Annotated in this window: 18 protein-coding genes; 3 read left to right on the plus strand and 15 right to left on the minus strand. The window is 49.8% G+C overall.

The genetic code is table 11. The features are described 5' to 3' along the window. Positions 1–3 precede the first annotated feature (3 nt). A complete protein-coding gene (locus KNP04_RS04635; RefSeq protein ID WP_214874825.1) occupies positions 4–4,068 on the minus strand; it encodes an Ig-like domain-containing protein in 4,065 nt (1,354 codons plus the stop codon). A gap of 224 nt (positions 4,069–4,292) precedes the next feature. Next, positions 4,293–5,057, minus strand: a complete 765-nt coding sequence (locus tag KNP04_RS04640) for an SH3 domain-containing protein (RefSeq protein ID WP_251129824.1) — start codon at positions 5,055–5,057, stop codon at positions 4,293–4,295. A gap of 197 nt (positions 5,058–5,254) precedes the next feature. Here KNP04_RS04640 and KNP04_RS04645 point away from each other — a divergent pair, with 197 nt between their 5' ends. Further along, the gene (locus KNP04_RS04645) at positions 5,255–6,607 is read left to right on the plus strand and encodes a PDDEXK-like family protein (protein WP_214874826.1); all 1,353 of its coding nucleotides are present in this window, start codon (positions 5,255–5,257) and stop codon (positions 6,605–6,607) included. Positions 6,608–6,661: 54 nt separating this feature from the next. Here KNP04_RS04645 and KNP04_RS04650 read toward each other — a convergent pair whose 3' ends face one another. From KNP04_RS04650 to KNP04_RS04700, 11 genes are all read right to left on the minus strand, one after another. Then, positions 6,662–7,624, minus strand: a complete 963-nt coding sequence (locus KNP04_RS04650) for an aldose epimerase family protein (protein WP_214874827.1) — start codon at positions 7,622–7,624, stop codon at positions 6,662–6,664. 14 nt (positions 7,625–7,638) lie between these two features. Further along, on the minus strand, positions 7,639–9,168 hold the full coding sequence (locus tag KNP04_RS04655) for a UDP-glucose--hexose-1-phosphate uridylyltransferase (protein ID WP_214875164.1): 1,530 nt from the start codon (positions 9,166–9,168) through the stop codon (positions 7,639–7,641). Beyond that, on the minus strand, positions 9,165–10,169 hold the full coding sequence (gene galE / locus KNP04_RS04660; protein ID WP_214874828.1) for a UDP-glucose 4-epimerase GalE: 1,005 nt from the start codon (positions 10,167–10,169) through the stop codon (positions 9,165–9,167). The genes KNP04_RS04655 and galE overlap by 4 nt, the downstream gene beginning before the upstream one ends. Further along, the gene (locus KNP04_RS04665) at positions 10,166–11,335 is read right to left on the minus strand and encodes a galactokinase (RefSeq protein ID WP_251129825.1); all 1,170 of its coding nucleotides are present in this window, start codon (positions 11,333–11,335) and stop codon (positions 10,166–10,168) included. The genes galE and KNP04_RS04665 overlap by 4 nt, the downstream gene beginning before the upstream one ends. 37 nt (positions 11,336–11,372) lie before the next feature. Continuing rightward, positions 11,373–13,439: an alpha-galactosidase gene (locus KNP04_RS04670; RefSeq protein ID WP_214874830.1), complete on the minus strand. Its 2,067-nt coding sequence runs from the start codon at positions 13,437–13,439 to the stop codon at positions 11,373–11,375. Next, positions 13,436–15,424 (minus strand): beta-galactosidase, encoded by a 1,989-nt coding sequence (locus KNP04_RS04675; protein ID WP_214874831.1) that lies wholly within the window; start codon positions 15,422–15,424, stop codon positions 13,436–13,438. Before KNP04_RS04675 ends, KNP04_RS04670 begins: the two co-directional genes overlap by 4 nt. A gap of 18 nt (positions 15,425–15,442) precedes the next feature. Beyond that, positions 15,443–16,228, minus strand: coding sequence for a carbohydrate ABC transporter permease (locus KNP04_RS04680; protein WP_214694276.1), 786 nt, complete (start codon positions 16,226–16,228; stop codon positions 15,443–15,445). Positions 16,229–16,240: 12 nt separating this feature from the next. Beyond that, positions 16,241–17,194 carry a carbohydrate ABC transporter permease gene (locus tag KNP04_RS04685; protein ID WP_214694278.1) on the minus strand — a complete coding sequence of 318 codons (954 nt, stop codon included), beginning with the start codon at positions 17,192–17,194 and terminating at the stop codon, positions 16,241–16,243. A gap of 67 nt (positions 17,195–17,261) precedes the next feature. After that, positions 17,262–18,563, minus strand: a complete 1,302-nt coding sequence (locus tag KNP04_RS04690; protein WP_251129826.1) for an ABC transporter substrate-binding protein — start codon at positions 18,561–18,563, stop codon at positions 17,262–17,264. Between the two features lie 24 nt (positions 18,564–18,587). After that, a complete protein-coding gene (locus KNP04_RS04695; RefSeq protein WP_214744383.1) occupies positions 18,588–19,034 on the minus strand; it encodes a hypothetical protein in 447 nt (148 codons plus the stop codon). Positions 19,035–19,200: 166 nt separating this feature from the next. Further along, a complete protein-coding gene (locus KNP04_RS04700; RefSeq protein WP_214874833.1) occupies positions 19,201–20,352 on the minus strand; it encodes an ROK family transcriptional regulator in 1,152 nt (383 codons plus the stop codon). 295 nt (positions 20,353–20,647) lie between these two features. Between KNP04_RS04700 and KNP04_RS04705 the strand changes: the two genes are divergently transcribed. Both KNP04_RS04705 and KNP04_RS04710 read left to right on the plus strand, forming a co-directional pair. After that, positions 20,648–22,597 (plus strand): AAA family ATPase, encoded by a 1,950-nt coding sequence (locus tag KNP04_RS04705; RefSeq protein WP_214874834.1) that lies wholly within the window; start codon positions 20,648–20,650, stop codon positions 22,595–22,597. Between the two features lie 18 nt (positions 22,598–22,615). Then, positions 22,616–24,655: a hypothetical protein gene (locus KNP04_RS04710; RefSeq protein ID WP_214874835.1), complete on the plus strand. Its 2,040-nt coding sequence runs from the start codon at positions 22,616–22,618 to the stop codon at positions 24,653–24,655. 130 nt (positions 24,656–24,785) lie between these two features. On the opposite strand, the gene KNP04_RS04715 is transcribed toward KNP04_RS04710, so the two are convergent. Together KNP04_RS04715 and KNP04_RS04720 are read right to left on the minus strand one after the other, a co-directional pair. After that, entirely contained in the window at positions 24,786–25,481 is a 696-nt protein-coding gene (locus KNP04_RS04715) for an N-acetylmannosamine-6-phosphate 2-epimerase (RefSeq protein ID WP_214874836.1), read from the minus strand. Continuing rightward, positions 25,478–26,986, minus strand: a complete 1,509-nt coding sequence (locus KNP04_RS04720) for a DUF4127 family protein (RefSeq protein WP_214874837.1) — start codon at positions 26,984–26,986, stop codon at positions 25,478–25,480. The genes KNP04_RS04715 and KNP04_RS04720 overlap by 4 nt, the downstream gene beginning before the upstream one ends. Positions 26,987–26,988: the final 2 nt, after the last annotated feature.

Raw genomic sequence — 26,988 nt, forward strand, 5'->3', positions numbered from 1 at the left:
AAGTTATCGAGTAACTTTAATCATTTTCTTCATATCTTGATACCCGCTCTGTTTCATCTTCACTGTGACTGTCACGCCTGATTTCTGACGTGGAATCACTAGTTTATAATTTCCTCGGGAATCGACTTTAGCCGTCTTGCTGATGGCTTTCGTCCCGACAAATGCTTGAACTGTCGCCCCTTTGTTCCCTTTACCCGTCACGTAAGTCTGACTCGCCCGGACCGGGTTGACAGAAAACGTACGGAACGTGTTGAGGACACGTAGCGACGCGAGCGGCGAAAGATTGCCGGCGGCGTCTAACGCACGGACTGATACGGTTGCGCCGACTTTAGTCGTCTTCATATCGTAGCGATACACACCCGTACTGCTTGCTTTCGCTTTATACGTGCGGTTGTTGTAGTAAATATACACCATCGCTCCCTTTTCTGCTTTCCCCGTCACGCGAGTCGATTTGTTCGTGAGCGTGAGTAGAGTCGGACGAGCAGGTGCTTTTTTATCGATTGTGAATGTAAGTTGTGTGATGTTCCCAGCGGCATCCGTCACACGGAGTGTATAAGCTCCAGAAGTACTCACTTTCGTCTGATTAGCGATCCGTTTTCCATTCAATGTCGCCGTTCCTTCATTGAACTTGATGACGAGATCTTTATTCGTCAATTGGCGATGCGTCACACCAGTCACGACTGGGGAGGTGCGATCAATCGTAAACGTTTCGCTCCGCTTGTTCCCATGCTCATCTGTAATCTCCAACGTATACTTCCCTGCTGTGGCAATCGTTGTCCCAGAAAGGAATGGCTTCCCGTTCAATGTCGCTGTTCCTTCTGTAAAGGTTGGTTTCACTTCTCGATAGGCGACTTTTCCTGACGCGAAGCCACTGACTGCAGGAGGTGTCGCATCAACCGTGAATTGAACGACGGTCTGATTTCCAGCTCGATCGGTGACGATCAATGTATAGTTTCCGTCGGTTGCGATAGCTTGACCCGATGTGAACGGTTTTCCGTTCAGTGTTGCCTCTCCCTCACTAAATGTCGGTTGAGCGGACGGGTACGTGCCATCTTCTGTCACACCTAGAACTTCGACTGCTGTCTTATCGATGGTGAACGTGATTTTTGTGACGTTCCCGGCCTTATCCTTGACCTCTAAGTTATATACGCCTTCTTCCGACACGACCGTCCCACTTGTGAACGGTTTGTCATTCAAGGTCGCAGTTCCTTCTTTAAAGATCGGAGTAATGTCTCGATTAAATGATCCGTTTTGAACATTGCTGACGACAGGCGCAGTACGGTCAATCGTGAATGATTGCTTCGTTGCATTTCCAGCTTTGTCTCGAACAATCAGCGTGTACGTTCCGTCTGTCGTGATTGATTGACCTGACGTGAACGATTTCCCATTCAACAGCGCTACTCCTTCATTGAAGGTCGGTGTCACGATTTGATTGGTCAAACCGTTCGGCACACCCGTCAAAATAGGCGCTTGCTGATCCAACGTGAAACGCACGGTTGTCTGATTGTTCGCTTCATCCTTAACCACCAACTCATAGGTTCTATCCGTTTCAACACGGACAGGCGACGTGACAACATTGCCATTCAACGTCGCTGTCCCTTCATTGAACGTGAACGAGACAGGTTGAGCGTAGAAATGGTCATGTGACACACCTGTCACGATCGGTGCAATCACATCTTGGATTGACTTCGTCCAAACGTCACTCGTCAGCATTCCATGAGTCGCTTGGAGTGAGAATGTTGCTTGATTGGTTAACTGTAATCCGTTGAAAACGAAACGACCCGTTTCATCGGTCGTCACTGTAGATGTGTCTGTGCCGAGGGTCAATGACACATGTGTCCCCGGTTCAGCCGTTCCTTGAATCGACGTATCTCGGTTCGTCACAGGATCAATCGTCATGACTTCATATCGACGAGATACGGTCTCAGATGTACGATCAATCTCATCTTTCGCATATGCAGAGAGGCTCACGGTTTCATTGAGCGTGAAGGACCCTTCGTAAACAAATGCTTGATTGTTGCGCGTGACATGAATCGTTCCATCGGTCGTCGCCAATCCAACCGTCTGACCTTTCAAATAGATGCCACTGTCGAGTGTAGCAGTTACGACTGGAACGTCCGTCTTATACACTCGATATGACCATCGGTGAATCTTACCGTAAGCATCGGTCATCGAGAAACGTAACGTCCGATCTTCCGGAGTCTTCAACTCGACACGGAACGTCCCGTTCGCTTTCGTTTGGAGTGGTTCTCCATTTAAGTAGAGCGTCGACAATGGAATGAATGATCCCGATACTGATACCTGTCCATCTTGTTCGAATACAGGTGTGCTTTCGAGTCGGAATGGTAACGTGTCATACAATTGATTCGTCGCAGTCATCGAATAGACACTGTTCGACCCTGACATGACGACCATTCCATCTTGTGAAGGCGTATAGTATCCAAATGTGAAGTATGTGCCACGAAGTTGCCCCTTCACATTTACTCCTCCGGTCAGTCGTAATCGTCCACCCACGTACACATTGCCGTTCAATACCGTTCCTTGTCCAAGTGTCAATGTGACACCTGGCATGATATAGACATCCTGGTCTACAGTCGTATAGCTCCAAGACTCATTAAACGTGACGATGCGCGCATCGACAGGCGTGATTGGAGCGAGCGTTTGAACTGTGAAAGATAACCCTTCCTTCACGATGGTTTCATTCGCATTCATATCTTGAATACGCAAGGACTGGAGTTTCCATGTTGCTGCTTCTTTAGGGAATGCGCTACGAGGCAGCTCCATGTTGAACCCATCTGACATGACATGTGTACTTGATAATGTCGTGGTTTCATTGAATTCGTTCACAAACGTGGCATCGACTGACTTTAGCTTCAAGTCGTCAGACGCAAAGATGGTGAATGATTGTAAGTCACCTTCATCGAGTTCGAGTGTTCCTGAATCGATTTTTTCGAAGGTTGGTTTGACCACATCAGATAAAGAATAGCGTAATGTAAAACCTTGAGTATCTTCTGCATGTCGATAGATGGAGCGGTCGTTCCCTCTCGAATCCTTCAGATAGATGCGATGCATGACGTAGTGACCACTCTCCATCCCCTCTTCGATGGTGAACGTCCCACGGTACACCCCGCCTCCTTGATGACTCATCGAAACGTATTCGGCGTCACCCGTTATCGGCTTCTTCAGATAAAGAAAGACATAGGACAGCTCCGAAAGATCATCTTTAGCAACGACCTCCACATTCACTGTGTCCCCCACCGTAAATTCTCCAGGCTCGATTGTGTAACTTACCAATTCCGGGGCTGTCGTATCGCTAGTTGTTCCGTACACCTCAAACCCTTGAGTGTCTTCCGCATCCCGATAGATGGAGCGGTCGTTTCCTCGTGAATCCTTGAGATAGATGCGATGCATGACGTAGTGACCACTCTCCATCCCCTCTTCGATGATGAACGTCCCACGGTACACCCCACCTCCTTGATGACTCATCGAAACGTATTCGGCGTCACCCGTTATCGGTTTCTTCAGATAAAGAAAGACATAGGACAGTTCCGAAAGATCATCTTTAGCGACCACCTCCACGTTCACTGTGTCCCCCACCGTAAATTCTCCAGGCTCGATTGTGTAACTTACCAATTCCGGGGCTGTCGTATCGCTAGTTGTTCCGTACACCTCAAACCCTTGAGCGTCTTCCGCATCCCGATAGATGGAGCGGTCGTTTCCTCGTGAATCCTTGAGATAGATGCGATGCATGACGTAGTGACCACTCTCCATCCCCTCTTCGATGATGAACGTCCCACGGTACACCCCACCTCCTTGATGACTCATCGAAACGTATTCGGCGTCACCCGTTATCGGTTTCTTCAGATAAAGAAAGACATAGGACAGTTCCGAAAGATCATCTTTAGCGACCACCTCCACATTCACAGTGTCCCCCACCGTGTATTCCCCTGAGTCAATCGTATAGCTGATCAGTTCGGGCGCCTCTGTATCCTCCATCGCAAATCCTGAATAAGGCAATGAATGCACTAATAATATGATGATAATCAATTGAGCCAACCACTTCTTCATATGTTTTCCTCTTCTCTTTACTTATATGTAGGTTTTTGAATATGAATCCTATAAATCCCATATAAAAATATAGCACGTTTTTCAAAAACGAAATGACCTATTTTATAAAAATAGGGACATAAACAACAAAAAAGCGGAGTGACCAGTTTCGGTCACTCCACTTTCCTAAACGCTTATTTATACATGAATTTTCCACTCTACATTTCATGCGTAGAATTTCTATTTCATTCAGTAAACTCAATCTCAATTCCTGGTCCAGCCATGTAGTATCTAAATGAATCCCCATTCGCACGGAACGTTCCTTCTTTGAAATAACGCATCCGATTATGCCAGTCTTCCATAACAAGACGTTCCACCTCAGTCATATATACAGATGCCACGCTCGCATAGTTTTTAGCTTCTTGTGTATCAGGTCCGTACATCAACTCACCCATCATTTGAATGGATTCGTATTGATATTTCATCATTGCCTCACGTTCCTTTGGTCTGACACCTGGTTTATAGGCATCACCGAACCAATGTCTCATGACTAAAATTCCTTTGTCTTCGAGGTGAAACACCTGAAGGAAATTCTGTTCTCCCTTTTCATATTTATAGCCAATTAGACGAATACCCTCAAATTCGGTGAAACGGGAATCTAGCTTCACCTTTTCAAATAGAGCTGTTGGGGAAGGACGATCAATCTCAATCTTCGGCTTCACCACACTCAAATCTCGGTTTGCAGTCCATCCCGTTTTCTTACCCGTACGCACCTTGCTCCAACTACCGACTGTCTCGAGTACTGTGACAGTCTGATTCTTTTTGACGTTAAGGATGACTTTTGCCTTCCGACTACGTGATGCATAGATTTTACTCGATTTGTTGAACTGCTTTTCAATCGCTGCTTCGACTTTACTCACATCACCTTGAGAAAAAGGAATCTGGGCTGGTGAGAGTACGGCTGTCAAACAAAACACTGCTAACATAACGCCACTTAACAACTTCTTCATCTGTATAGCCTCCATGACTTTATTCTTTATATGTAGTTTATCAAGTGGTCATATTGCTTTTTCGGAGATTTTAGGAAATAAGAAAATCGTTTTTTGATTTTTTAACTCCCATTTCATACCTATAGTAATTTTATTAAAGGATACTAATTCATTGTATGATTTAATGAACTTACATTATATGTTAAGGAGGCTACTACATGAATCCTACTTCTGAACAATCGATTCAACTGGATACCATTCTTCAACTTGAAAATGCACCTGAGTTCAATCGACTGCATCAACAATTCGAGCAATTCAATCCATTGAAAGTGTTACGGGTCGATCAATATGAGATTCGACATTCGAACGTACTCGCCTGGTTATTAGATCCTAACGAGAATCATCGCCTCGGAAGCTTCTTCTTGAGAAAATTACTGATGCATCTCATTACAAAACAAGACAATGAAGATAAAATTCATCTGTTCGATTACTTAGCCTTCTCTCACCAAGCTCTCTCGGATGTGATTGTTCATCGTGAATGGTATACGGGAAATGGGTCGATTGACTTACTCATCGATATCCCCACTCTCAATATCACCTTACTCATCGAAAATAAATTTCATTCTAGTGAGTCGTCTGGACAATTGACTCGATACATTACTCACGTGAAAGACATGTTTCCGAATCGGAACGTGCTACCCGTTTACCTCACCTTATCGAGTGACCTTCCTTCGCATGAAGACTATTGGGTACTCGACTATGGTGATGTGTTGACCATCATCAAACAAGAACTTGAATTGAATCGTGCGACGATTGCTGACAACATTTATGATTTCTTAACGTATTATACGAATCTGTTAGAAGAGCGTCTCGTCGAGAACGAAGAAGCGGACCGTACGGCACTACAGCTGTATCAAGAGAACACGCTTGCCATTCAACTACTTTTTGCGAATGCCAATCCATCAAAACAAAAACAAGTCGACCTTCGAAAAGCGACGCGTATCTTAAAAACGTTAGATGAGGATACCAAAAGACATCTACGCATTATTTATAACCGAAAGCGGCAGACCATCGATCACATTATTAAAGTGAGTGGGAACATTCTGCCTCAGGCATTTGAATCATTCGCAAATGAACTGCAATTGAATGTGTACAGTGCACATTCACGTGTTCCAAACTTTGTGATGAACGAGTGGTTACCTGCACTTGAACAATTGCCTCGCTTGAAACGCTATTGGCTCAATTATGCGCTCATCATGTGGTTTGAGCGAAAAGGCGATAAGCGACTCAAACTATATGTCGAAGTTGGTCCGATTCCTTACGAACGTCGTCTTGAACTATTGGAAGCCATCGAAGAAAAAGGAATCTCCTTCATGAAATCAGGAAAACAAGAAGGGAAAAAGTTCACTCGCATTTATACAGATACGATGGATGTTCCAGATTGGACGAATGCCAACCATGTACATCAAACAATGAAAGACTTAGTAGAAACCGACGCATTTCGAGATTTCCATAGCAGTATAGTTGATGTGTTGAAAGAGGTAGCTGAAAACAATCATATCACTCCATAAAACAGACCACTTCCCTCGCTTCAAATTCCGAAGCAAAGGAAGTGGTCTTTATGCTTATTCCACCCCAAACCGATACACTGTCCGCGAGTGATATAACTCACCCGGTTTCAGTTCGATCGAGGTCGCGATGTCTGGATGATTCGGGGCGTCTGGGAACGCCTGTGCCTCGAGACAAATCGCGCTATGTTTTTGTCGGCCGCTGAGTGTCACAGGCGTCTCTTCACTGAGGAAGTTGCCCGTATAGACGACCATAACGGGTTGATTCGTCTCGACAGTCATCGTCCGTCCGCTCACCGGGTCATGTAGTCGTGTCTCCCCGTCCTTCAAGATGAACGGATGATCGAGCCCACCGGCTTTTACAATCGCCTCGTCTCCTGACGCGAGCGCCTCCCGGACCACTTTCCCGTCGCGGAAATCAAACGGACTTCCGCTCACATCCCGCAACTCCCCTGTCGGCAGCGATTCCGCATCGAGCACCCCGACCGAATCGGCTGGTAGCGTCAGCTCATGGTCGTGGATGGTCGGGCGTCCCCCGAGATTGAAATAGTTGTGATGGTTCAGGTTGACCCACGTTAGTTGGTCCGTCTCCGCCGTCATCGTGACGATCAGTTCATTGTCATCTGTCAGTTCATATAACACTTTGAAAAAGACGTTTCCGGGATATCCTTCCTCCCCGTCCGGGCTCACATACGTGAACTGGATACACTGCTCGTCGGCATCCATCTCCCAGTGACGAGCCGTGATGCCTTTGTCGCCTCCGTGGATATGATGGGGCGCTTCGCTTGGGGTCAAGGCAACGCCATCGATTTCCGCATCGCGAATCCTTCCGGCAATCCGCCCGACGACCGATCCGAGATAGACCGGGTTTTCTAAGTATTGAGAGACGTCCCCATATTTCAAAATGACCGAGTCGAGATTACCGTCTCGGTCCGGGGCCGTCAGTTCCGTCATAGCACAGCCATAGTCGATGGCGGATAGTTTCATGCCGTTGGTGTTTTGAATCGTCGCTTGTTTCACTCGTACAACCACCTTTAGTTCGTTTTCTCTCTCATTCCCGACCTTGGTGTTCCGTACTCCACTTTATCGACATGACTCAGGAGCGAACGGACGAACACATCAAACCGTTCCTGCCCCGTTTCGGTCTGTTTGAAGACTCCGGCGTCTTCGAGTCCTTTCACGAACTTGTCGACGACGGCTTGGTCGACGATTGTTTTCGGGTCGCCTGCCTTCTTCCGTAACGCATCCGCCCATTCCTGGTGCATCGCTTCAACTTCGACATCTTCACCCGCCACATAACGGACGACTTGTTCGAGTTCCGTCTTCAGGCGTGCCGGTAAGACGGCGAGTCCCATCACTTCAATCAAGCCGATATTCTCACGCTTGATGTGATGCACGTCAGCATGGGGGTGGAAAATCCCATCCGGATGTGCGTCGTTCGTCCGATTGTTCCGAAGGACGAGGTCGAGCTCATATTGCCCGTCCCGTCGTCTCGCAATCGGAGTGACCGTGTTATGGGGCACGCCGTCCGTATACGGGATAACCTCACTCGATTCGTCTTCATAGTCGCGCCAATAGCCGAGCAACTGATTCGCCAACATGACGAGCTGCTCTTTTTGACGGGAACGGAGACGAACGACCGAGAGTGGCCAGTAGAGTGTCTCAATCTCGACTTGGTCATAGCGCTCCGAGCGATACGTCGAGACGACACGCGCATCATCCATCGCAAACCGGTAGCGGCCGGCCTGATAATGGTCGTGTGTCAAAATCGAACCGCCGACGATCGGCAAGTCCGCGTTCGACCCGGCAAAATAGTGCGGGAACTGCGTGATGAAGTCGAGCAGGCGCTCGAACGCACCCCGGTCGATGACCATGTCGCGCACCTCGTTCGACAACAAGATCGAGTGCTCGTTGTAGTAGAGATACGGTGAATATTGGAACGACCATGGCTGTCCGCCGAGCGTGAGCGGGATGATGCGATGGTTCGCACGCGCCGGGTGTTTTAAGTGTCCGCCGTAGCCTTCGTTCTCAATCGCGAGCAACCCTTTCGGATAGTTCGACGTCGGGGTCGGCTGCGTCCGGGCGAGTGCGATTTCACGCGGGTCCTTCTCCGGTTTGGACAAGTTGATGGTGATGTCGAGCGTGCCGTAGCGGGTCGGTGCTTGATACGTGATGTTGTTCGCGATCCGACGCGTCTGGATATAGTTTGACGCCTGGCTCATCCGATAAAAATAGTCCGTCGCCGCCGTCACGTCCGTCGCGCGAAGTTCATTGAAACGACGCGTCACTTCAGACGGTTTCGAGACGAAGATGTTCATCACTTCAGCCATGAAGCGGTCCTTTTCTTCGAGGATCGGTTCGATCAACTCCTGTTCAATCGCATACGCGACCAACTCCTCTAATGCGTCCGGGATTTCTATCGACGGCACAGACGTCGGGACGTCCATGTCGAGTTTATGAAGCGTGGCGAGCACACGGTTTCGTGAATAGATCCGGTCCTGTTCTTCAATCAACTCTGCACGAATCGCTGCCTCGACGAGCGCCTCAATCGTCACATCAATCATCGTCTCACCTCTTTCGCCTGATAACCAAACGGATGTGTCGCATGCCAGTTCCACGCGTCCGTCAAAATCGTCTCGACATCTGAGCGGGTCGGTGTCCATCCGAGGACGCGTCGTGCCTTATCGGACGAAGCGATCAACTTCGCCGGGTCACCGGCACGGCGTTCGCCGAGTCGGACCGGGATGTCATGGCCCGTCACGCGGCGTGCCGCTTCAACGATTTCAAGCACGGATAGTCCGTTCGCCGTCCCAAGGTTGAACACGTCGCTCGCTCCGTCTTCCCGTAAATAACGGAGTGCGAGAAGATGCGCGTCGACGAGATCTTGAACGTGAATGTAGTCGCGGATACATGTGCCGTCTTCTGTCGCATAATCATCACCGAACACGGTGATGGCGTCACGCTGTCCGTTCGCCACTTGAAGGACGATTGGGATGAGGTGCGTCTCTGGGTCGTGGTCTTCCCCAATCTCACCGGTCGCGATTGCGCCAGCAACGTTAAAGTAACGGAGCGCGACCGAGCGGATGCCGTGCGCCTGGTCACACCAGCGAATCATCGACTCCATCGCGAGCTTCGTCGCCCCGTACGTGTTTGTCGGGTTCGTCAGCGCCGTCTCATCGATCGGCATGACGGTCTGGTCACCGTATGTCGCAGCCGTCGAGGAGAAGACAATCCGCTTCACCCCCGCGTCCCGCATCGCCTCAAGGAGCACCTGTGTCCCGAAGACGTTGTTGTCATAGTAAGCGAGCGGGTCCGTCATCGATTCACCGACGAGCGAGTTCGCGGCGAAATGGAGAACGTCCGTGATCCGTTCTTTCGCGAACACCTCTTTCACGAACGCACGGTCACGCAAGTCCCCTTCATAAAAACGGACGTCTTGCGGGATCGACTCGACGTGTCCCGTCTGGAGATTGTCGAGGATGACGACGTCTTCCCCGTCTTTCAATAAGGCACGGACGGCGTGCGATCCGATATAGCCGGCACCGCCGACGACAAGTACACTCATTTCACTTCCTCCTCTACGAGTTCTCGGACGCCATCGCCGACCGAGGCGACGTAACATGTCGGTGCGTAACCGATCGTTTCTTCGTATTTCGCGGATGTCTGTTCGATCATCGCGTTCGTATCCGTTCGTCGGACGATGGCGATGGCACAGCCACCAAATCCAGCCCCTGTCATGCGGGCACCGATGACACCGTCACAGCCTTGGGCAGCCGCGACGAGCGTGTCGAGCTCAAGCCCCGTCACTTCATAATCGTCCCGAAGCGATGCGTGTGACGCGTTCATCAACTGACCAAACGTCTCGAGTCGCCCTTCTTGCAGGGCGGTGTAAGCAAGTTTCGTCCGCTCGTTCTCCGAGACGGCGTGGCGTGCCCGTTTACGGAGCGTCTCCGGCAAGTCGAGGGCAACTTGTTCGAATGCCTCCATCGACAGCTGCCCGAGTGACGCCACGTCGAATTTTGGTTGAATCAACCCGAGTGCCGTGTCACATTCACGTCGACGCTCGTTATATTTCGAGTCGGCGAGCTCGCGTCGTTTGTTCGTGTTCATGATGACGATATCGTATCCGTCGAGTGCGATCGGTGCGTAATCATGATGGAGCGTCTCACAATCGAGGAGCATCGCCTGCCCGGATTTGCCCATCCCGATGGCGAACTGATCCATGATACCGCTGTTGACGCCGATGAATGTGTTCTCGACACGTTGTCCGAGTCGGACGAGGTCAAGCCGTTCGAGACCGAGACCGTACACTTCATTCAACATGAATGCCGTCACGAGTTCGAGGGAAGCCGATGACGAGAGACCCGCCCCATTCGGGATGTTGCCCGCGAGGAGGAAGTCGAACCCGTGGATATCGTGCCCGCCTTGTCGAAGGAGCGTGACGACACCTTTCACGTAGTTCGCCCAGTCGTGGCTCGCCTCATACGTCCCGTCCGTCACAGGGAACGACACGATGCCGACGTCCTCAAAGTTACGTGAGTAGACACGAATCAAATCGTCCTCCCGCTTCTTCACGAGACCATACGTCCCAAACGTGATCGCACATGGGAAGACGTGCCCTCCGTTATAGTCGGTGTGCTCGCCGATCAAGTTGATGCGACCCGGTGCGAAGAACGACCGGTCCGCTGATGCGGCGAACACCTCCTCGAATTGTTGTTTCAGCTGTTCCATATCAAATGAAAGCATACGGCTTCATCCCTTCCATCGCTCATGCCGGGTGGATGACCAGGCAATACGCGTCATAGTCTGTTTGTTGTGTGAGGTTTATGCCTTGTTCCATCAAATAGCGTCCACTCACGCGGCGCCCTTCTAGTTCGTACGTCCGTTCCGGGTCGAGTCCGCGTAGCTTCACGCGTAAGCGGTTCTTCCCGTATTGGCGCCGGTCGGCGTTGACGAGGACAACGTAGTCTTCTCCGTCCGTATAGCCGACGGCGTGGAAGCCGTCCCGTTTGAGTGAGGCGAGACGATGACTCGTCCCGTGCTGCACGAGCGGACGGATTGTCTTGTACGTCGCGATCCATTCTTTTGCTTCTGCCAATTCTTCTTTCGTCCATTCGAGCAGGTTGCCGCCGATACCGAGCGTCCCTTGCATGGCGCTGACAAACCGGTACCCGAGTGGCAACGAACGATTGTTCAACCAGTTCGGCGCGTCCGTCACCCAGCAGCTCATCATCTTGGCGTTATAGGCGTATGAGAAGCCTTCCTGAATCGTGAGACGGTCGAGTGCGTCCGTGTTATCGCTCGTCCAAACTTGTTCGACGCGAGAGAGGACGCCGAGGTCGATCCGCCCACCGCCACCGGCGCATGATTCGAACGCGACATTCGGATGTCTTTCCCGTAACGTGTCGAGGATGCGATACACCGCTTCCGCGTGACGGAGCCACAGTTCCTTCGCGTCACGTAGATGTGGGCTGTCCGGCTCGGAGAAGGCACGGTTCATGTCCCACTTGATGTAGCGGATGTCGTGGCGTCCGAGCAACTCGTCAAGCCATTTCGTCACGTGCGCCTCGACTTCAGGCAGGGCGAGGTTCAAGACGAACTGGTTTCGCGACGTCGTCGACGGGCGTCCATCCGTATAGTAAATCCACTCCGGATGAGTTCGGTACAGGTCTGAATCTGGATTGACCATCTCCGGTTCGACCCATAGCCCGAACTGGAGACCTTTCTCCTCGACGTATCGGACGAGCGGGTCGAGACCGTTCGGGAACTTCGTCTCGTTTACGTGCCAATCCCCGAGTCCGGCCGCGTCCGAGTGGCGCTCACCGAACCAGCCGTCATCCACGACGAACAACTCACAGCCAATCGCGGCCGCCTCGTCGACGAGACGTTTCTGTCCGTCCTCGCTGACGTCAAAATAGGTCGCCTCCCACGAGTTGTAGAGGACCGGGCGCAACACGTCACGCGTCGCTTCCGGCATGATGACGTCGCGCTCGAAGTCATGGGCGTTCTGGCTCATACCGCCGAATCCGCGCTGTGTATAACCGATATAGCCGGGTGGCGTCGTGAACGACTCGTCCGCTTGAAGCGTCTTCGCGAAATCGAACGAGTTGATCCCGCCCGTCACTTGCGTGAAGCCGAACTGGTCTTTCTCAAAATGGATCGCCCAGTTGCCGGAATGTCCGAGGAAGCCGTAGACGACTTCCCCATGTGTCTCCGTGGCGTCACTGTCGAGTGCGAACCATGGGTTGCTTTGATGGCTCGTCAACCCGCGACGGCTCTCAATTGTCTTCTTACCTGGAAGGAGCGGCCCTTCTTGAAGCTGGAATTCGCTCGTCCACGCCCCGCTGAAATGACGGAGTCGCATGTCGCGCTCGATGAGTCCGAGGCTGAACGACTGTGCGCTACCGAGCGTGACCGTCTCTCCTGCTTTGACGGTCATGCGACGGGCGATGATGTCGTACGCCGGATAAAGTGTGAACTGAAGCGTCACGTGAAGGGACTGAATCGAATCGAACAAATCGACTTCGAGCGTCTCTCCATCGATCCGTGCATCACGGAGTGCGAACGCATGTAACCGTTCCATCTCGGTATGACTCTTCAACGTCGGTTCCGTATAGACGAGGTCGCCGAACGAGGTGAACTCGTAAGCGGCCACCCCTTCCGGTGTCTCGAACGACGAATGCAACACGCGCGCGTCCGGTAGTTCTTTAATGTCCGACTCATGTAGGCGTCCACCGAGATACTGATGGACGAGACGACCGCGTGCATCGACATCAAATACGTACGTGAGATTCGTCCCGATGAGGGCGAACCGATTGTCGTGACGAACAATCATGCTTCCACCTCCCGTTTGAGGAGGACGACCGCGAGTGGTTCAAGTTCGAGCGTGCCCGTCACCGTCTCCCCGTCGAGCGTCTGCCACGCGCCGTCAAGTTCGACGGATGACGTGACCTCAGTCGAATGGTTCAAATAGAAGCGGATCAACTGCCCGTCCCCATGACGGTCGACTTTCTCGACATCGTCCGGGAGTCGGTGCGCGTCAATGCCGGCACGTGTGAGCGCCTCGTGATAGACCGTGTCGAGCATCGCATCGTCGACCGATGAGCCGATGTACGTCACGTCGCCTTTATACGTGTGGCGCGTGATGGCCGCCGTCCCTTTATAAAACGCCTGCCCGTAAGTCGCGAGTACGTCGGCACCTTTTGGCGTGATCAAGTCGCACCAGATGTTCGCCTCAGACACTTGGTCGCCGAGGCGGACCTCGTTCGACTGGACGGCTTGTAAGCTCTCGTACTCATCAATCTCGATACCCGCGTATTCGGCGAACTTGCCTGGGAGCGTCAAGTTGTGACAACGGTTAATCGAGTCTTTCACGCCAGTCCGATACGTGAAGATGACGTTCCCACCATTCTCGATATAGTCGATGAGCGTCTCGTCGAACACGTCATTCCCGAGGAAATAGAGTGGGACGATGACGAGTTTATACGAGTCGAGCGTATCACCCGGGAAGACGATGTCCGTGTTGACCCCTTGACGGACGGCCGCACCATAGAAGCGGACGAACTCTTGTTTGAAGTTGAACGCGTCCGAGTGCGGTTGGTGCGTCCACGCCCATAAGTTCTCTTGGTCGAAATAGACGGCGACGTCCGACTTGTATGCAGCCGCGTTGATCATGTCGCCATGGACGTGAAGCTCTGACATGACCTGCTTCACCTCTTCGAACTTCCGTTTCGGCTTCCCATCATGGTCGATGATACCGTGACAGAACTCTTCTGTCCCGAAGTCGGCGGCACGGAATCGGAAGTAGACGATCGCCTCGGCGCCACGGGCGACGGCTTGATGTGTCCAGAGACGGATATGTCCCGGTCGTGGCAAGTAGCCGATGCGGCTCCATCCTTGGGCCCCACTGAGTTGCTCCATCACCCAGAACCCTTTTCCTTGTTTTGACGAGCGGCATAGGTCGTGGTCGTGCGCCGTCTTCTCGAAACGGTTCGGCTCCGGCAATCCGCCCCAGACCGGGTAGTTGTCGAACGAGACGTAGTCGAGGTCTTGGGCCATCTGTTGCTGGTTGATCGCCATGTCGCTATACACCAAGTTATGCGTGATAAACGCATCCTCGTGGATGAGCGAACGGAGCGTGTCGACTTGGAGTTTGTTGAACGAGCGATACGCGTCCGAACAGAAACGGTCGAAATCGACGAGGAGCGACGGGTTGTGTTCTTGGAACACGGTGCGAGGGACCGGAATCTGTGTCCATGCCGTATATGTATGGCTCCAGAAGACGGTCCCCCAAGCCGCGTTGAGCGCGTCGAGCGTCTCGTAACGTTCTTTCAGCCATCCCTGGAACGCCACTTGATCGACGTCGCCGTACGAGCGGTCCGACTGTTCATGTCCATACTCATTGTCCGTCTGCCAGCCAATCACGCGCGGATGACGTCCGTACCGTTCCGCCATCTTGCGGGTGATGCGTTCACAGTACTTTCGGTAGACCGGGCTGTTGACCGTATAATGACGACGGGCACCGAAACTGATGCGGACACCGTCTTTCGTCACCGGGAGAATGTCAGGATACTTCTCGATAAGCCATGCGGGTGGTGTCGCCGTCGGCGTGCCGAGGACGATGTCAAAGTGTTCGCCGAACATCTCGACGACCTCGTCCCAAAACGAGAAGTCGAACTCACCGTCTGCCGGCTCCATCATCGTCCAGGCGAATTCGGCCATACGGATGACGTTGACCCCGAGCTCTTTCATCAAGCGGACGTCCTCGTCCCAAAGCGCACGGTCCGTCTGTTCTGGATAGTAATCTACTCCTAAATACATGCTGTTCACCTCAATCGATTATTTGACCGCTCCCGAAGTCATGCCTTTTTGTAAGAAGCGTTGGAAGAAGATATAAAACACCATCGTCGGCAAGCTGATCAAGACGAGCGAGGCGTACAGTTTACCAGGGTCCCCACCGAGTGCTTCCGTGAAGAAGGTCGGTGCCATCGTCACCGTCTGCTTGGCCGGGTCCGTCATGAACGTGAGGACCATCAAGTACTCGTTCCACGAGTTGAGGAACGCATAGATCGTTGCCGTCGCGAGCGCCGGTTTGGCGAGCGGCATCATGACTTTATAGAAGATTTGGAACGTCGATGCCCCGTCAATATGCGCCGCTTCCATCAATTCGTTTGGCAGCTCATCGAAGTAGCTCTTGATGAGCATGAGACCGAACGGAAGGAAGAAGGCGATCTCGGCACCGATCAATCCCCAATAGCTGTTGAGCCCGTCAAGTGTACGTAGCGTGAAGAAGAGCGGCACGATGAGCGAGGCGACCGGTAGCATCAACCCTGCCAAGACGAGATTGAACAACAGGCGCTTCCCAGCAAACTGGAGCTTCGAGAATCCGAACGCCGCAAAGGCGAGAAGCGAGATCGAAATGAGAATCATGAAGAACGCGACGATAAAGCTGTTGATGACGAACTGTGGGAAGTTCGGATTTTGAAGCGTCGCGATATAGTTTTCAAAGCCGTTGACACGTAAGCTTTCCTTGAACATGACGAAGATTGGGAACAACCAGAGGACCGCCATTAGCGAGAGACCGATATTGGTGAACCATCTTCCTTTTTTCGTTTGCAGTTCCATAGCTACTCCCCCTTAGTCCATTTTCTTCTGTACACGCATCTGGAAGTACGTGATACCGAGTGCAATCGCGAGCAAGATGATGGCGACGGCACTGGCGTAACCGACCTCTTGATGAAGCATCGATTTCCGGAACAGGTATGTCGAGATGACCTCGGTCGAGTTACCCGGTCCACCTTGCGTCGAGATCCAGACAATATCGAACGTCTTCAGACCACCGATGACCCCGAGGATCGTCAGCGTGAACGTCGTCCCTTTCAAGTTCGGGAAGACGACGCTCCACAGCGTGCGCCAGAAGCCGGCCCCGTCGATATTGGCCGCCTCGAACACTTCCCGTTCGATTGCGAGCATCGCCATGTAGTACATGATCATCGACGAGCCCGTCCATTGGAAGATGTTGATCAAGATGATGGCGTAGAGCGCGACATCCTGGTCACCGAGCCAGTTCTGCTCCAAAGCACCGAGTCCGATCATGCGAAGGAATTCGTTGATGTAACCGAACTGGAAGTCAAAGATTTGCGTGAACGCCGCCCCGAGGACGACCGGGCTTAAGACGACCGGGAAGAAGAACACCGATTTGAAGAACGTCCGGCCCGCGCCTTTCGTGTGAAGCAAATAGGCCAACACGAGCCCGAGACCCGCCTGAATCGTGACCGTCAAGATCGTGAAGATGCCCGTATTCTTGAGCGCGTTATAAAATTCTGGGTCTTGGAACATGCGTGCAAAGTTCTCGAAGCCGACATACACTTTCTCAAACGAGATCCCGTCCCACGAGAAGAGCGAGTGATAGGCATTATAGAAGATCCCGTAATAGATGAAGGCGATGACGAACAGGACGGTCGGGGCGACGAACGCCCAGCCGATCAAGTTTTGCTTCATCCGCTCTTTCTTTCGGATCGGGTTCGGCGCGCTGGGTGGCACCGACGCGAGCTTCGGCTTGGACTTGTTCAAATCGGTTGCTTGTTGCATAAGGTTCCCTCACTTTCAGATTCAAAAAATCGAGCGCCAGTGAGTCTGGCTACTGGCGCTCGTTCGATTATTTACCTTGGTCCGCAATCGCCTGGATGCGTGCGAGTGCTTCTTTCGCATCTTGTCCGGCAGCGATGTTTTGAAGTTCTTTCCCGAGTGCGTCGTACACTTTCGGGTCACGGATTCCGCGTCCCGCTACAGCGTTCTTCACTGTCTCGTTCAAGATTTCGTAAGACTCACGCTCGACGTCGTTCGTGAACTTGTCTTCATATGCGACTTCGATGTCTTTAACAGCTGGTGCCATCTCAAACTTCTCCATGTAGAGCGCTTGGCCTTCGCCTTGCGTCATGTAGGCGATGAAGGCAGCCGCACCTTCTTGTTGTTTCGATTCTTTGTTGACACCGAGTGCCATGTCGATTGAAGCGATGACCGGTTGTTCTGTGCCGCCTGCAAGGTTAGGCATCGGGACGAAGCCGATCTCGTCTTCGAAGTTGTTCCACTTGTCACGCTTCTCGACCGTCGTCATCGAGTGGGCTTCCCATGAACCGATGATCCACATCGCGGCTTTCTTGTCGAAGAAGTTGTTCATGCCGTCCATGTATGTCGCGAGACCCAATGCCCCTTCTTGGAACACTTTGTCTTCGTAGAGTTGTTGCCAAAGTTCAGCCGTCTCGACCATCTCTTTGTCCGTCCACTTCGCGTCACCGGCGAGTACGTCTTGAATGTAACCTGGTGCGACTTGGTGGCTCAAGACGTTGAAGACGTCGACGCCGACCCATGCGTCTTTCGCACCGAGTTGCATCGGGATGACCTTGTCGCCTGAGGCGTTGATCTTGTCAATCGCTGCGACCGTCTCGTCATACGTCTTCGGCGGTGTCACGCCGTATTTGTCGAGGAGCGTCTTGTTGTACATGAGATATGCCTGTCCTGTGAAGCCGACCGGTACCGCATACTGTTCGCCGTCGACCGTCGTCTGTTCGATACCGAGCTCGATCAACTTGTCTTTCCAGCCTTCGCCGGCGGCTTTGTCCATATAGTCTTTCGCTGGCACGAGGCGATCCTTGTATTGCGGGATCATCGGCTCTTTGAGACCGATGACGTCCGGACCGTCACCACCGAGCATCGCGACTTGGAGCTGTTGCTCGTAGTCTTCGAGACGCTTGAATTTGACGACGTAGTCGTCTTGCGATTCGTTGAACGCCTTCGCCATTTCTTCCCCGACTTCAGGTTGTGGCGCCCAGCCCCACCATGTGATGACCGGCTTGCCGTCTTCCGTTGTCGCCGCCGCTTGTTCGTCATCGCCGCACGCAGCGAGTAAAGATGAGAGCATTAAGACAGATGATGCGAGTGCAATCGTCGTTTTTTTCATGTTCATTCTCCTTTGAATGTGTTGTCACGCCACGATACGATGGCATAACTCCCGAATAAGATGGTCTGGCATCGGGCGATCCCCGAGCCGTGTCAACGTGTACGTGATCAGTTCCAAATCGAGCTTCGGTCCGTCTATGTATGGGCCGACGACGTACAGGTCCGCCCCGAACGGCAACGCGTCTTGTTCTTTCAATCGCCAGAGCAACAGTTCGAACAAGCCGTCCATGTCGTCGAACGACACGTCACGAGAGAGCGTCGATGCCCGGAATAATCGGATGTCACGCGTCTCCTCGTCATAGAGACGAAAGATGCCGTCGCGTCTAGAGCGCGTGATGATCATGCTCGTCTCCTCTCCTGTGAACGCTTCCATTTCGTCGAAGGCGAAGTCATGTCGTGCGAACAATCGGGTCGCCCCGTAGCGACCGAAAATCGCGTGGAACTGGTCTTTCAATGGTGTCTCTTTTTGCATCGCTACCCCTCCAAACGTGTCGTTGAGAGTGTCACCCCTTACTTAGTAAATTAAATTTATTATCTAACTACACATAGACTATAGCATGCCCTCGTTTACGTTGTAAACGCTTTCTTATGAAGAAATTAAAAATCGCCTTTCTACAAGAGAAAGACGACTCATTGTTTCATTGAATTTCACCGAACATCTCGTTCGTGATGAGTGCCGCGGCCCCGAGTGCGCCTTGGCTAACGTTCCACGGGACGACACGGATGTCGGTCTGACGGGCGTCGAGGGTGAGCGCGGTCTGGGCGACACGATCCTGGATGTTCGTCACGACGTCCGGCGCATAGTTGAAGAGTGGTCCCCCGAGCAGGATACGGCCCGGATTCAACAGATGGATCATATTGAGCGTGGCGATGCCGATATATTCACCGGCCCGTTCATACAGCTTTTGAACGTCTTGATTCGAGCTTACGGAATCACGAAGGTCGTCGAGCGTCAGATCATGCGCGAGTTGACGGGCCTCATTCAAGATGGCACGCTCACCTGCGACCGCCTCTAAACAGCCCCGGTTCCCGCACGAACAAATCGGTCCATCGAGCATGATGCGCATATGTCCGATCTCACCGGCGATGTGATGCTCCCCATCGATCAACTCGCCTGCGTGGACATACGCACCCCCGATCCCGTACCCGGCATACACATAAAAGAACTCCTCGATCCCGATGGCTTCCCCAAAATACAGTTCGCCGAGAGCGAGCGTCCGTACGTCGTTCTCGACGAAGACGTGCTGGCCGAGTCGCTTCTCGAGTTCGCGCTTGAGCGGGATGTCGTGCAAGTGAAAACGTGGTGCGAACAAGACGACCCCGTCACCTGCCTCGACCATCCCGTGGACAGAGACACCGAGTCCGATGACGTCCCCTTTCGTGCGGTCGTTCAACGTTATGTAGAGCGCGACGATGGCGTCGATGAACTCCTCGTTCGTATCGAACCGTTCGTCATGCCATGCCTCGTCGAGCAGTTCCCCATGGATGTTCATGACGACCCCGTGCAGCTTTCGCTGCGTCGCATCGATGCCGATGACGAAACGGTCGCTCGCCGCAAGCTCGAGCATGATTGGGCGTCGTCCCCCACTCGAGACGCCGAGCTCCCGCTCATTGATCAGTCCTTCTTCTTTCAGTTCATTGACGATGTTTGAGATCGTCGGTTTCGTCAAACTCGTCTTCTTGGCGAGCTCGACGCGGGACACCGGCTGATGGAGCCGGATGAGCCGAAGGATGAGCGCCCGATTATAGGACCTCATCCATTTGGAGTTGCGTGGTGTTGTGTTCCCCATGACCATTCCACCTATTCCTGTCATTTTCTTTTAGTATAGCATGTCTGAAATGACCGAAAGCGCTTTTGTTGAATGTGGTTCATTTTACATTTTTTATGTATCGCAGTCAGTATATTTATTCTTTTCTAGACTTTTGCTTTAGTAATGAATATTAATAATTTTTGACCTGTGCACTATTTTTATTTAATAAGGAGTTTGATTATAGAGTTGTCACTTTTGGATTTGGGTATAAATTACCATGTGTTTTTTTGATATTTAATTATTACTCCACTAACAGAAAGGATTGGATTCCCTTATGACAACTCAGAGACCAATTAACACACCAACCAATCTTCGAGAATGGCTAGAATTCAACCATGAATTAATTGAGAAACTCAAAAATCGAGACCTTACAAAAGAAGAGACGAAAGCATTTTATGAAAAAATCACACAAGATAATATCTTTGGCCTTAAAATAATTTTTCGTGTAACCAATAAAACAAAAATAGGCGATGGCAAAGTTCAAATAACGGCTCATATCATGGAAATGACCGAAAATGGATTAATCGGTTGCAAGTCCCCATTATCACCGAATCGAGATTGGGAAATAACAGCATTTTTCCATGGTGAAGTCAGAGTAGAAGAAGGTGAATTGTACGAAAGTAATTACACCTATCAATCGTATCGCGAGTATAGGCATCAGTTACTCACGATTCCTTCGAAAGATATATCTCCATTAAAAGTATCATTTCATGACATTTTACTTCTAAATGGAGGTAAGTCTTTAGCGTCAGTTGCAGAACAGGTTTTTGGGACCGATCTAGAAGCCGTTCTGTTTTCAAGACTTAGTGAATACCGCAATTCTTTATTCAAAGATGAGGTTAAAAGAATAGAAACATTAAAAAAGAAGAACGATGAGACACAAAAACAACTTAGTATAAAAGAAGCCTCATTGAAAGAAGAGCTACAAAAAATTCAAAAAGATTACGAAAACGAGTTTTCTATTTTAAAGGAAAGCCACCAAAAAGAAATATCTAAACAAAAGATCGCGCATCAAAAAGAGAAAATCAAGCTAAATTCGCGCGATTTAAAACTCTATAATATCCTTTCTCAAATCCCTTCGAAACTAAAAGCACGAAAAGACGAGTATTATTTAAAACCAATTTTACAATGGGATCCCAATACAATCGTCGAAACACTTCAAACCTTATTTTATTGTGACCGCGAAGAACCTCTTTACTACTCTAAGTCTGTGATCGAAACATTTTTGAGAGCACTTCAAACTAATACACTCGTTGTGCTAAGCGGACCGTCCGGGACAGGGAAATCCAGTTTGATAAGAGCATTTACTGACGCGATTCAGGAAGCCACTGCTCATTTTATATCTGTTCAATCCAGTTGGACGGATAAGATGGACTTATTTGGCTACTTTAATGCAATCGAGCGCTCCTTCGTACCTACCCCATTCCTTGATTCACTTTTAGCTGCAAAGGAATCTAATAGTCTTTATTTAATTTGTCTAGATGAAATGAATTTAGCTCACGTGGAGTATTATTTCGCCGAAATTTTGAGCAGTCAGGAACTAAATAATACGATTCCACTCTACCCACCGCGTTATTATGAAGAGGCCAAAGAATTCATAGATTTTTATGATTGCATCGATGACCCCACTACGGAGGATAGAAAACAATATCAAAATGCTAAAGAACTACTTCGATACCCTTACGAAATCGAGATTCCATCAAACGTAAGATTTGTTGGAACAATTAATATGGACCATACCGTCAAACCGCTTAGTCCTAAGGTGATTGATCGTTGCTTCATCATCGAACTTACACAACAATCTCCTAGCGCTGATGAACAAACGACACTTGAGTCCTCAACGCTCACAGGTAGAATTGAAATCGACTTAGAATCATTCACGACTCCTATATCATCAGAAGAAGACGTCAAACATGATGTTGAATGGTTAATCGAATGTTCGGATATATTACAGATGATTCCGAATGCACGACTAAATTCACGTGGTAAGAAGCAGCTTATAAACTATTTGCGCATTGGAGCACATACATCTGAACGTACGTTGAATCAGCTTGTCCTCTCAAAATTGTTGCCCCGCATCAACTTTTCAAAAAATCAATATCCTGCTGCAACCGATGCCTTTGAGTCTTTTACCAATAGACTACGCGAAAAAAAATTGAAAGAGAGCGCGCAGCGTGCCTCGCAGATGTATAACGATAGTCGACACGTCAACTTTTTCAAATAAGAACAGGAGTAGACATCGATGAAACTATTCAACATACAGTTCTCTAGCAAAGGAGAAGGTAATACGTCAACGTTTCCCGCTCTCCGACTTCCGACTCGTAAAATCAATGAACTTTCAAAATCAGGAGAGACATACTATTTTCAAGAATACAACATGTATAAAGGAAAGCATCTCCATATTGGCGTTGAGGTTGCAGGCGCATACTCGGTACGCCTTAAAGAATATCCTAAGTCTACTTTTATTCGCTCACTCAATGATGAGAATCTATGGTATATGCAATCAGGTGATGCAGAGTTTGGATTAAACGTATGTGGTCAATTTGAAATAGAGGCCTATAACGTCGATCGTCATCTAATTGCTTGCAAGAAATTGATTGTTACACCTGTCACCCTGACGTTACATCAATACGAGCGCATGCAGGCTGAAGTGCAAGATTTACTACTCGCTTTCAACACACAACCGCATGAATCAGATGGTGTCACGAAAACAGGTCCGACTCATTCTTTTCCGTTGGATGATTTGTACGATCTCGTCAATCAGTTCAAACATACACTCAATACCATTGTTGACTCCCCAGCTGAAGTATTAACTCGTACACCTGGGAAATCAACAAAAAATCAAATCAAGCGGTGGACACCTCGAACAATGGCAGCCTACCAAGCAGGAGTCGGTCAACCAAAAATCAATGTCGAGATAGTCGAAGCTTCACACGACATCATCGAGCATCAAATGATCCGAACGATGGTTGACACAATCCTTTCCTTCTTAAGGAATACACTGAGAGTAGAACTCGGAAGGAAAGAGTTACTTGAAAATGAAAAAGAAGAGCGAGATTCTCTTTCCCCGTCTCAAAGTGAATACTCAGTAATCGTTTGTAATATGCAAAAGAAATTACTGGACGTGATGAACCGACTCTCCATAGCGGAACAAAAAATTAATCATCTCAACGAAATGATTGACTCGCTACAACCATTCACGGATTCAACATCTTTATTTGATGTTTCTCCGATTGAAGTAGAAGGAACACATTTATTTTTACATGAACCCCGTTATCGCGAAACGTTCGAATGTTTCGAAGACATAATAGCCTTGACTCCAAAATTCACCATCGAAAAGCAACAATTTGTTGAGTCGATGATTCGTTCGCCGTATCTATTCGAGATTTGGACACTGTTGCAAATTTATGCGGAATGTATACGCCTACGATTTCTCCCAGCCGAGTCAATTACTGGACTCTTATTCAATTGGCACAACACATATGGTACGTTACGTAATCTCCGTATTATCTTTGAACACCTTGACACGAAGGACTGCATTGCCATCGATTACGAGCCAAACCTACAGTCAAATGAAGGAAATGATCGACGTCCTGACTACTTGATTTCTTTTTATAATCGTACGAAGAATTCAATTGTTCGACATACACTTGATGCAAAATATAAGCCCTATGGAATGCCAATAACAAAGATTAAAATCAAAACTGACCTTGAAAGATCGTGCGCCAGATATTATGTTGATTTTAAATATACTCGTTACGAGATAGCGAGTGCTACTCTTGCTCATAGTTCATCTTCTTTAAACATTTTTAATTGGAATATAAAACCAATCGAAATTTCAATTAACCTACCTCGTGATTGTAGTAAACTTCAATCGAAAATCATTAATGAGCATAATGAAGACAAAACACCTAATAGGTACTCGCATTTTAATATCGCCCCTGGACAGACACATCATTTGTCCACTTATATGAAACGAATCATTCATCAGTATAATGGTAATATCGGTTATTGCCCGTCATGCGGCATGATTGTAAGAGGAATAGATGAAGGATACAAACGTACGTATATTTGCACTTGTCAGGAAGTGTGGGTCGACAACGTATGTAAATTCAAAAAGAATCATCCGGACCATTTACTATACATGCGACTGCTGAAGTATGCGCATGGGAACTATAATAAGCAAGTCGAAAACAATTGGGATGTTCATTGTCAGGTGTGTGGAAAGAATTTTCACGGAGAAGTGTATGAAACAGATGTGCTAGGGAGAAAAATCACTTAAACAGACATATAAAAATCAATACATTAGAGTGGATGATACTATTGAAATTGTTTTTCTCTTTTTCAACTTAATAATACTCAAAAAAGCATAGATGCTTGGTGTATAATCACCAAACAACTATGCTTTTTTGTTATATTTTTTGACTTTTTTGTGAAATCCCTTCCAAAAACCGCTTCGCAATCTGTTGCGGTCTTGTGATGGCGCCACCGACGACGACCGCATGTGCCCCAATTTCAAGGACACGTCGCGCGTGTTCCGGTGTGATCACATTCCCTTCTGCAATGACAGGAATCGAGACGATTTGCACCATCTCCCTTAAAAATTGAAAATCACCTTCATACACTTTCTTCCCAGCCGTCTCCGCGGTATACCCGAAAAGAGTCGGTGCGACGACGTCGAATCCTAACAGTTCAGCACGGACCGCATCTTCTAGTGTGGCGCAATCTGCCATAAAGCATTGATTCGGATACTTCTCTTTTAATAGCGGGAAGAATGTCGCAATCGTTGAGCCGTCCGGTCGATCACGGTTTGTCGCATCGAGGGCAATCAAGTCAACACCTGCAGATACGAGCGCATCGACTTCTTCCATTGTAGGTGTGATGTAGACATCGGAACCATCGTATTCCCGTTTGATGATTCCGATGATTGGTAAATCAACGACAGCTTGAATCGCCTGAATATCTTCGATTCCGTTCGCACGAATCCCACTCGCCCCACCTTCTTTTGCGGCGATGGCCATGCGGGCCATGATGGCCGAACCGTGGAGCGGTTCATCCGGGAGTGCCTGACAGGACACAATCAACTGATTTCTTAATCGTTCAATCATTGGGTTGTTCCTCCAAACTCTAATCGGCACTCAAACATACGGTTCCATGGTGCCGATGTGTTGAATGTCCATGATTCTTGGAATGAATGACGGAGCACATGTCGCGCCACTTCCGTCATCATACGGTCACGCTCTTGCGAAATCGCTACAGCATGTCCGCCTAAATCGAAATAGCTGGCTCCGTACTCTGGTAACACGGTATTCGTCATCTTCATCCGAACTTTCGCTTGATAGACGAAATCATCAAGGACGTGATAGAGGACGTTCTCTCGAATCTGCTCTCGTTTCCCGACTTGGGCAAACGCCCCTTGCGCAAGCGTCGTCCCGAGCGTGTTCCCATTCGTGTTCCAACCTTTATAAGAGTCTAACTGTTCGAGAAGATTCAACTCATCGAGCCACATGATCAACTCTTGATCCCCGCCGTTGGCATAGGCGCTGTCGGCGACGATGACGCGTTTCCCTTGCTTAAGCGCCGATTCGATTTTGATGACGAATTGACGTATGTGACGAAAACTCGTGTACGTCACATCACGCTCGTCTTGATCCCACGATTCCTGCATCGTGCGTCCCGGTACGTTATAAGCCAGAACAAGGTCCGCCTCTTCCATCGTCTCCACGAGGTGTAGTCCAATCGCGTCCAGGTGGGCATACATGCTTTCGATAAACGGTCGGTCCTCATACATCGGAATCAACGTCGGACCGAAGACACTACTCCATATCGGATACACACGCGGCTTTGTTCCTCGCTTGTCCAAAAAGGCTCGGGCGACCATCGTGGCGCCCACTTCGTCCGCTCCCGGATACATATGGACCTTCGTGAAGACACGCCGCTCTTGAATTTGTCGCAATACAACTGTCTGATCGAGCGACGTATAACCGTATTCGGCACTGTCGTCTTGCGGGATGAACAATCGTTCGATGACCTCTTCCTCAACGAGTTGAATCATCGCCTCGTTGATGGATCGGTTGAAGGCACGTCTCGTCTCGTAATCCACGACATACTCAGTCGGAATCAACTCATTCAAGTTCGCGAGTTCGTCTTGTTCCTCCATGGTCAATCCGTCCCGTTCATCCCGGTCTTTTAACCAGGCGCGTCGGTAAATCTCCGCACCAAATTGTCCATAATAGTCTGGTTCTTCGTCATCCGAGCTATACTTCGGCGTGCGCATAATCATCGTCGCGACATAGAGCGGTGCCTTTGTCTCACTCCGAAGTGTCCGGATCCACTCGATGAAGGTATCCCGATCCGTGTCTGTCATGTGATGAAGACGTGACGGCAATAGCCCGCCATAGCAAAGCATGTCCGCACTGAGGACGAGAGCGTCGCAGTCGTTGACACTGCGCACCCACTCCCGCATCCCCAATTGGTCGGCTGCTTCTTTTTTATATCCATATAAATGATCGGGTGGCGTGAGCAGCGTCACCTCGTCGGTCACTCCGACAATGCGCTGCACCACATCGACATTACACGGTCGTTCATCAATCGGTACATATACGATTTTCATCG

Source organism: Exiguobacterium sp. CH10 (assembly GCF_018617635.1).
Lineage (GTDB): Bacteria > Bacillota > Bacilli > Exiguobacteriales > Exiguobacteriaceae > Exiguobacterium > Exiguobacterium aestuarii_A.

Bases quoted from the DNA above. Each gene is read 5' to 3' on its own strand.
- KNP04_RS04635 (WP_214874825.1), bottom strand. From the start codon at position 4,068: ATGAAGAAGTGGTTGGCTCAATTGATTATCATCATATTATTAGTGCAT.
- KNP04_RS04640 (WP_251129824.1), bottom strand. From the start codon at position 5,057: ATGAAGAAGTTGTTAAGTGGCGTTATGTTAGCAGTGTTTTGTTTGACA.
- KNP04_RS04645 (WP_214874826.1), top strand. From the start codon at position 5,255: ATGAATCCTACTTCTGAACAATCGATTCAACTGGATACCATTCTTCAA.
- KNP04_RS04655 (WP_214875164.1), bottom strand. From the start codon at position 9,168: ATGATTGATGTGACGATTGAGGCGCTCGTCGAGGCAGCGATTCGTGCA.
- galE (WP_214874828.1), bottom strand. From the start codon at position 10,169: ATGAGTGTACTTGTCGTCGGCGGTGCCGGCTATATCGGATCGCACGCC.
- KNP04_RS04665 (WP_251129825.1), bottom strand. From the start codon at position 11,335: ATGGAACAGCTGAAACAACAATTCGAGGAGGTGTTCGCCGCATCAGCG.
- KNP04_RS04670 (WP_214874830.1), bottom strand. From the start codon at position 13,439: ATGATTGTTCGTCACGACAATCGGTTCGCCCTCATCGGGACGAATCTC.
- KNP04_RS04675 (WP_214874831.1), bottom strand. From the start codon at position 15,424: ATGTATTTAGGAGTAGATTACTATCCAGAACAGACGGACCGTGCGCTT.
- KNP04_RS04680 (WP_214694276.1), bottom strand. From the start codon at position 16,228: ATGGAACTGCAAACGAAAAAAGGAAGATGGTTCACCAATATCGGTCTC.
- KNP04_RS04685 (WP_214694278.1), bottom strand. From the start codon at position 17,194: ATGCAACAAGCAACCGATTTGAACAAGTCCAAGCCGAAGCTCGCGTCG.
- KNP04_RS04690 (WP_251129826.1), bottom strand. From the start codon at position 18,563: ATGAAAAAAACGACGATTGCACTCGCATCATCTGTCTTAATGCTCTCA.
- KNP04_RS04695 (WP_214744383.1), bottom strand. From the start codon at position 19,034: ATGCAAAAAGAGACACCATTGAAAGACCAGTTCCACGCGATTTTCGGT.
- KNP04_RS04700 (WP_214874833.1), bottom strand. From the start codon at position 20,352: ATGGGGAACACAACACCACGCAACTCCAAATGGATGAGGTCCTATAAT.
- KNP04_RS04705 (WP_214874834.1), top strand. From the start codon at position 20,648: ATGACAACTCAGAGACCAATTAACACACCAACCAATCTTCGAGAATGG.
- KNP04_RS04710 (WP_214874835.1), top strand. From the start codon at position 22,616: ATGAAACTATTCAACATACAGTTCTCTAGCAAAGGAGAAGGTAATACG.
- KNP04_RS04715 (WP_214874836.1), bottom strand. From the start codon at position 25,481: ATGATTGAACGATTAAGAAATCAGTTGATTGTGTCCTGTCAGGCACTC.
- KNP04_RS04720 (WP_214874837.1), bottom strand. From the start codon at position 26,986: ATGAAAATCGTATATGTACCGATTGATGAACGACCGTGTAATGTCGAT.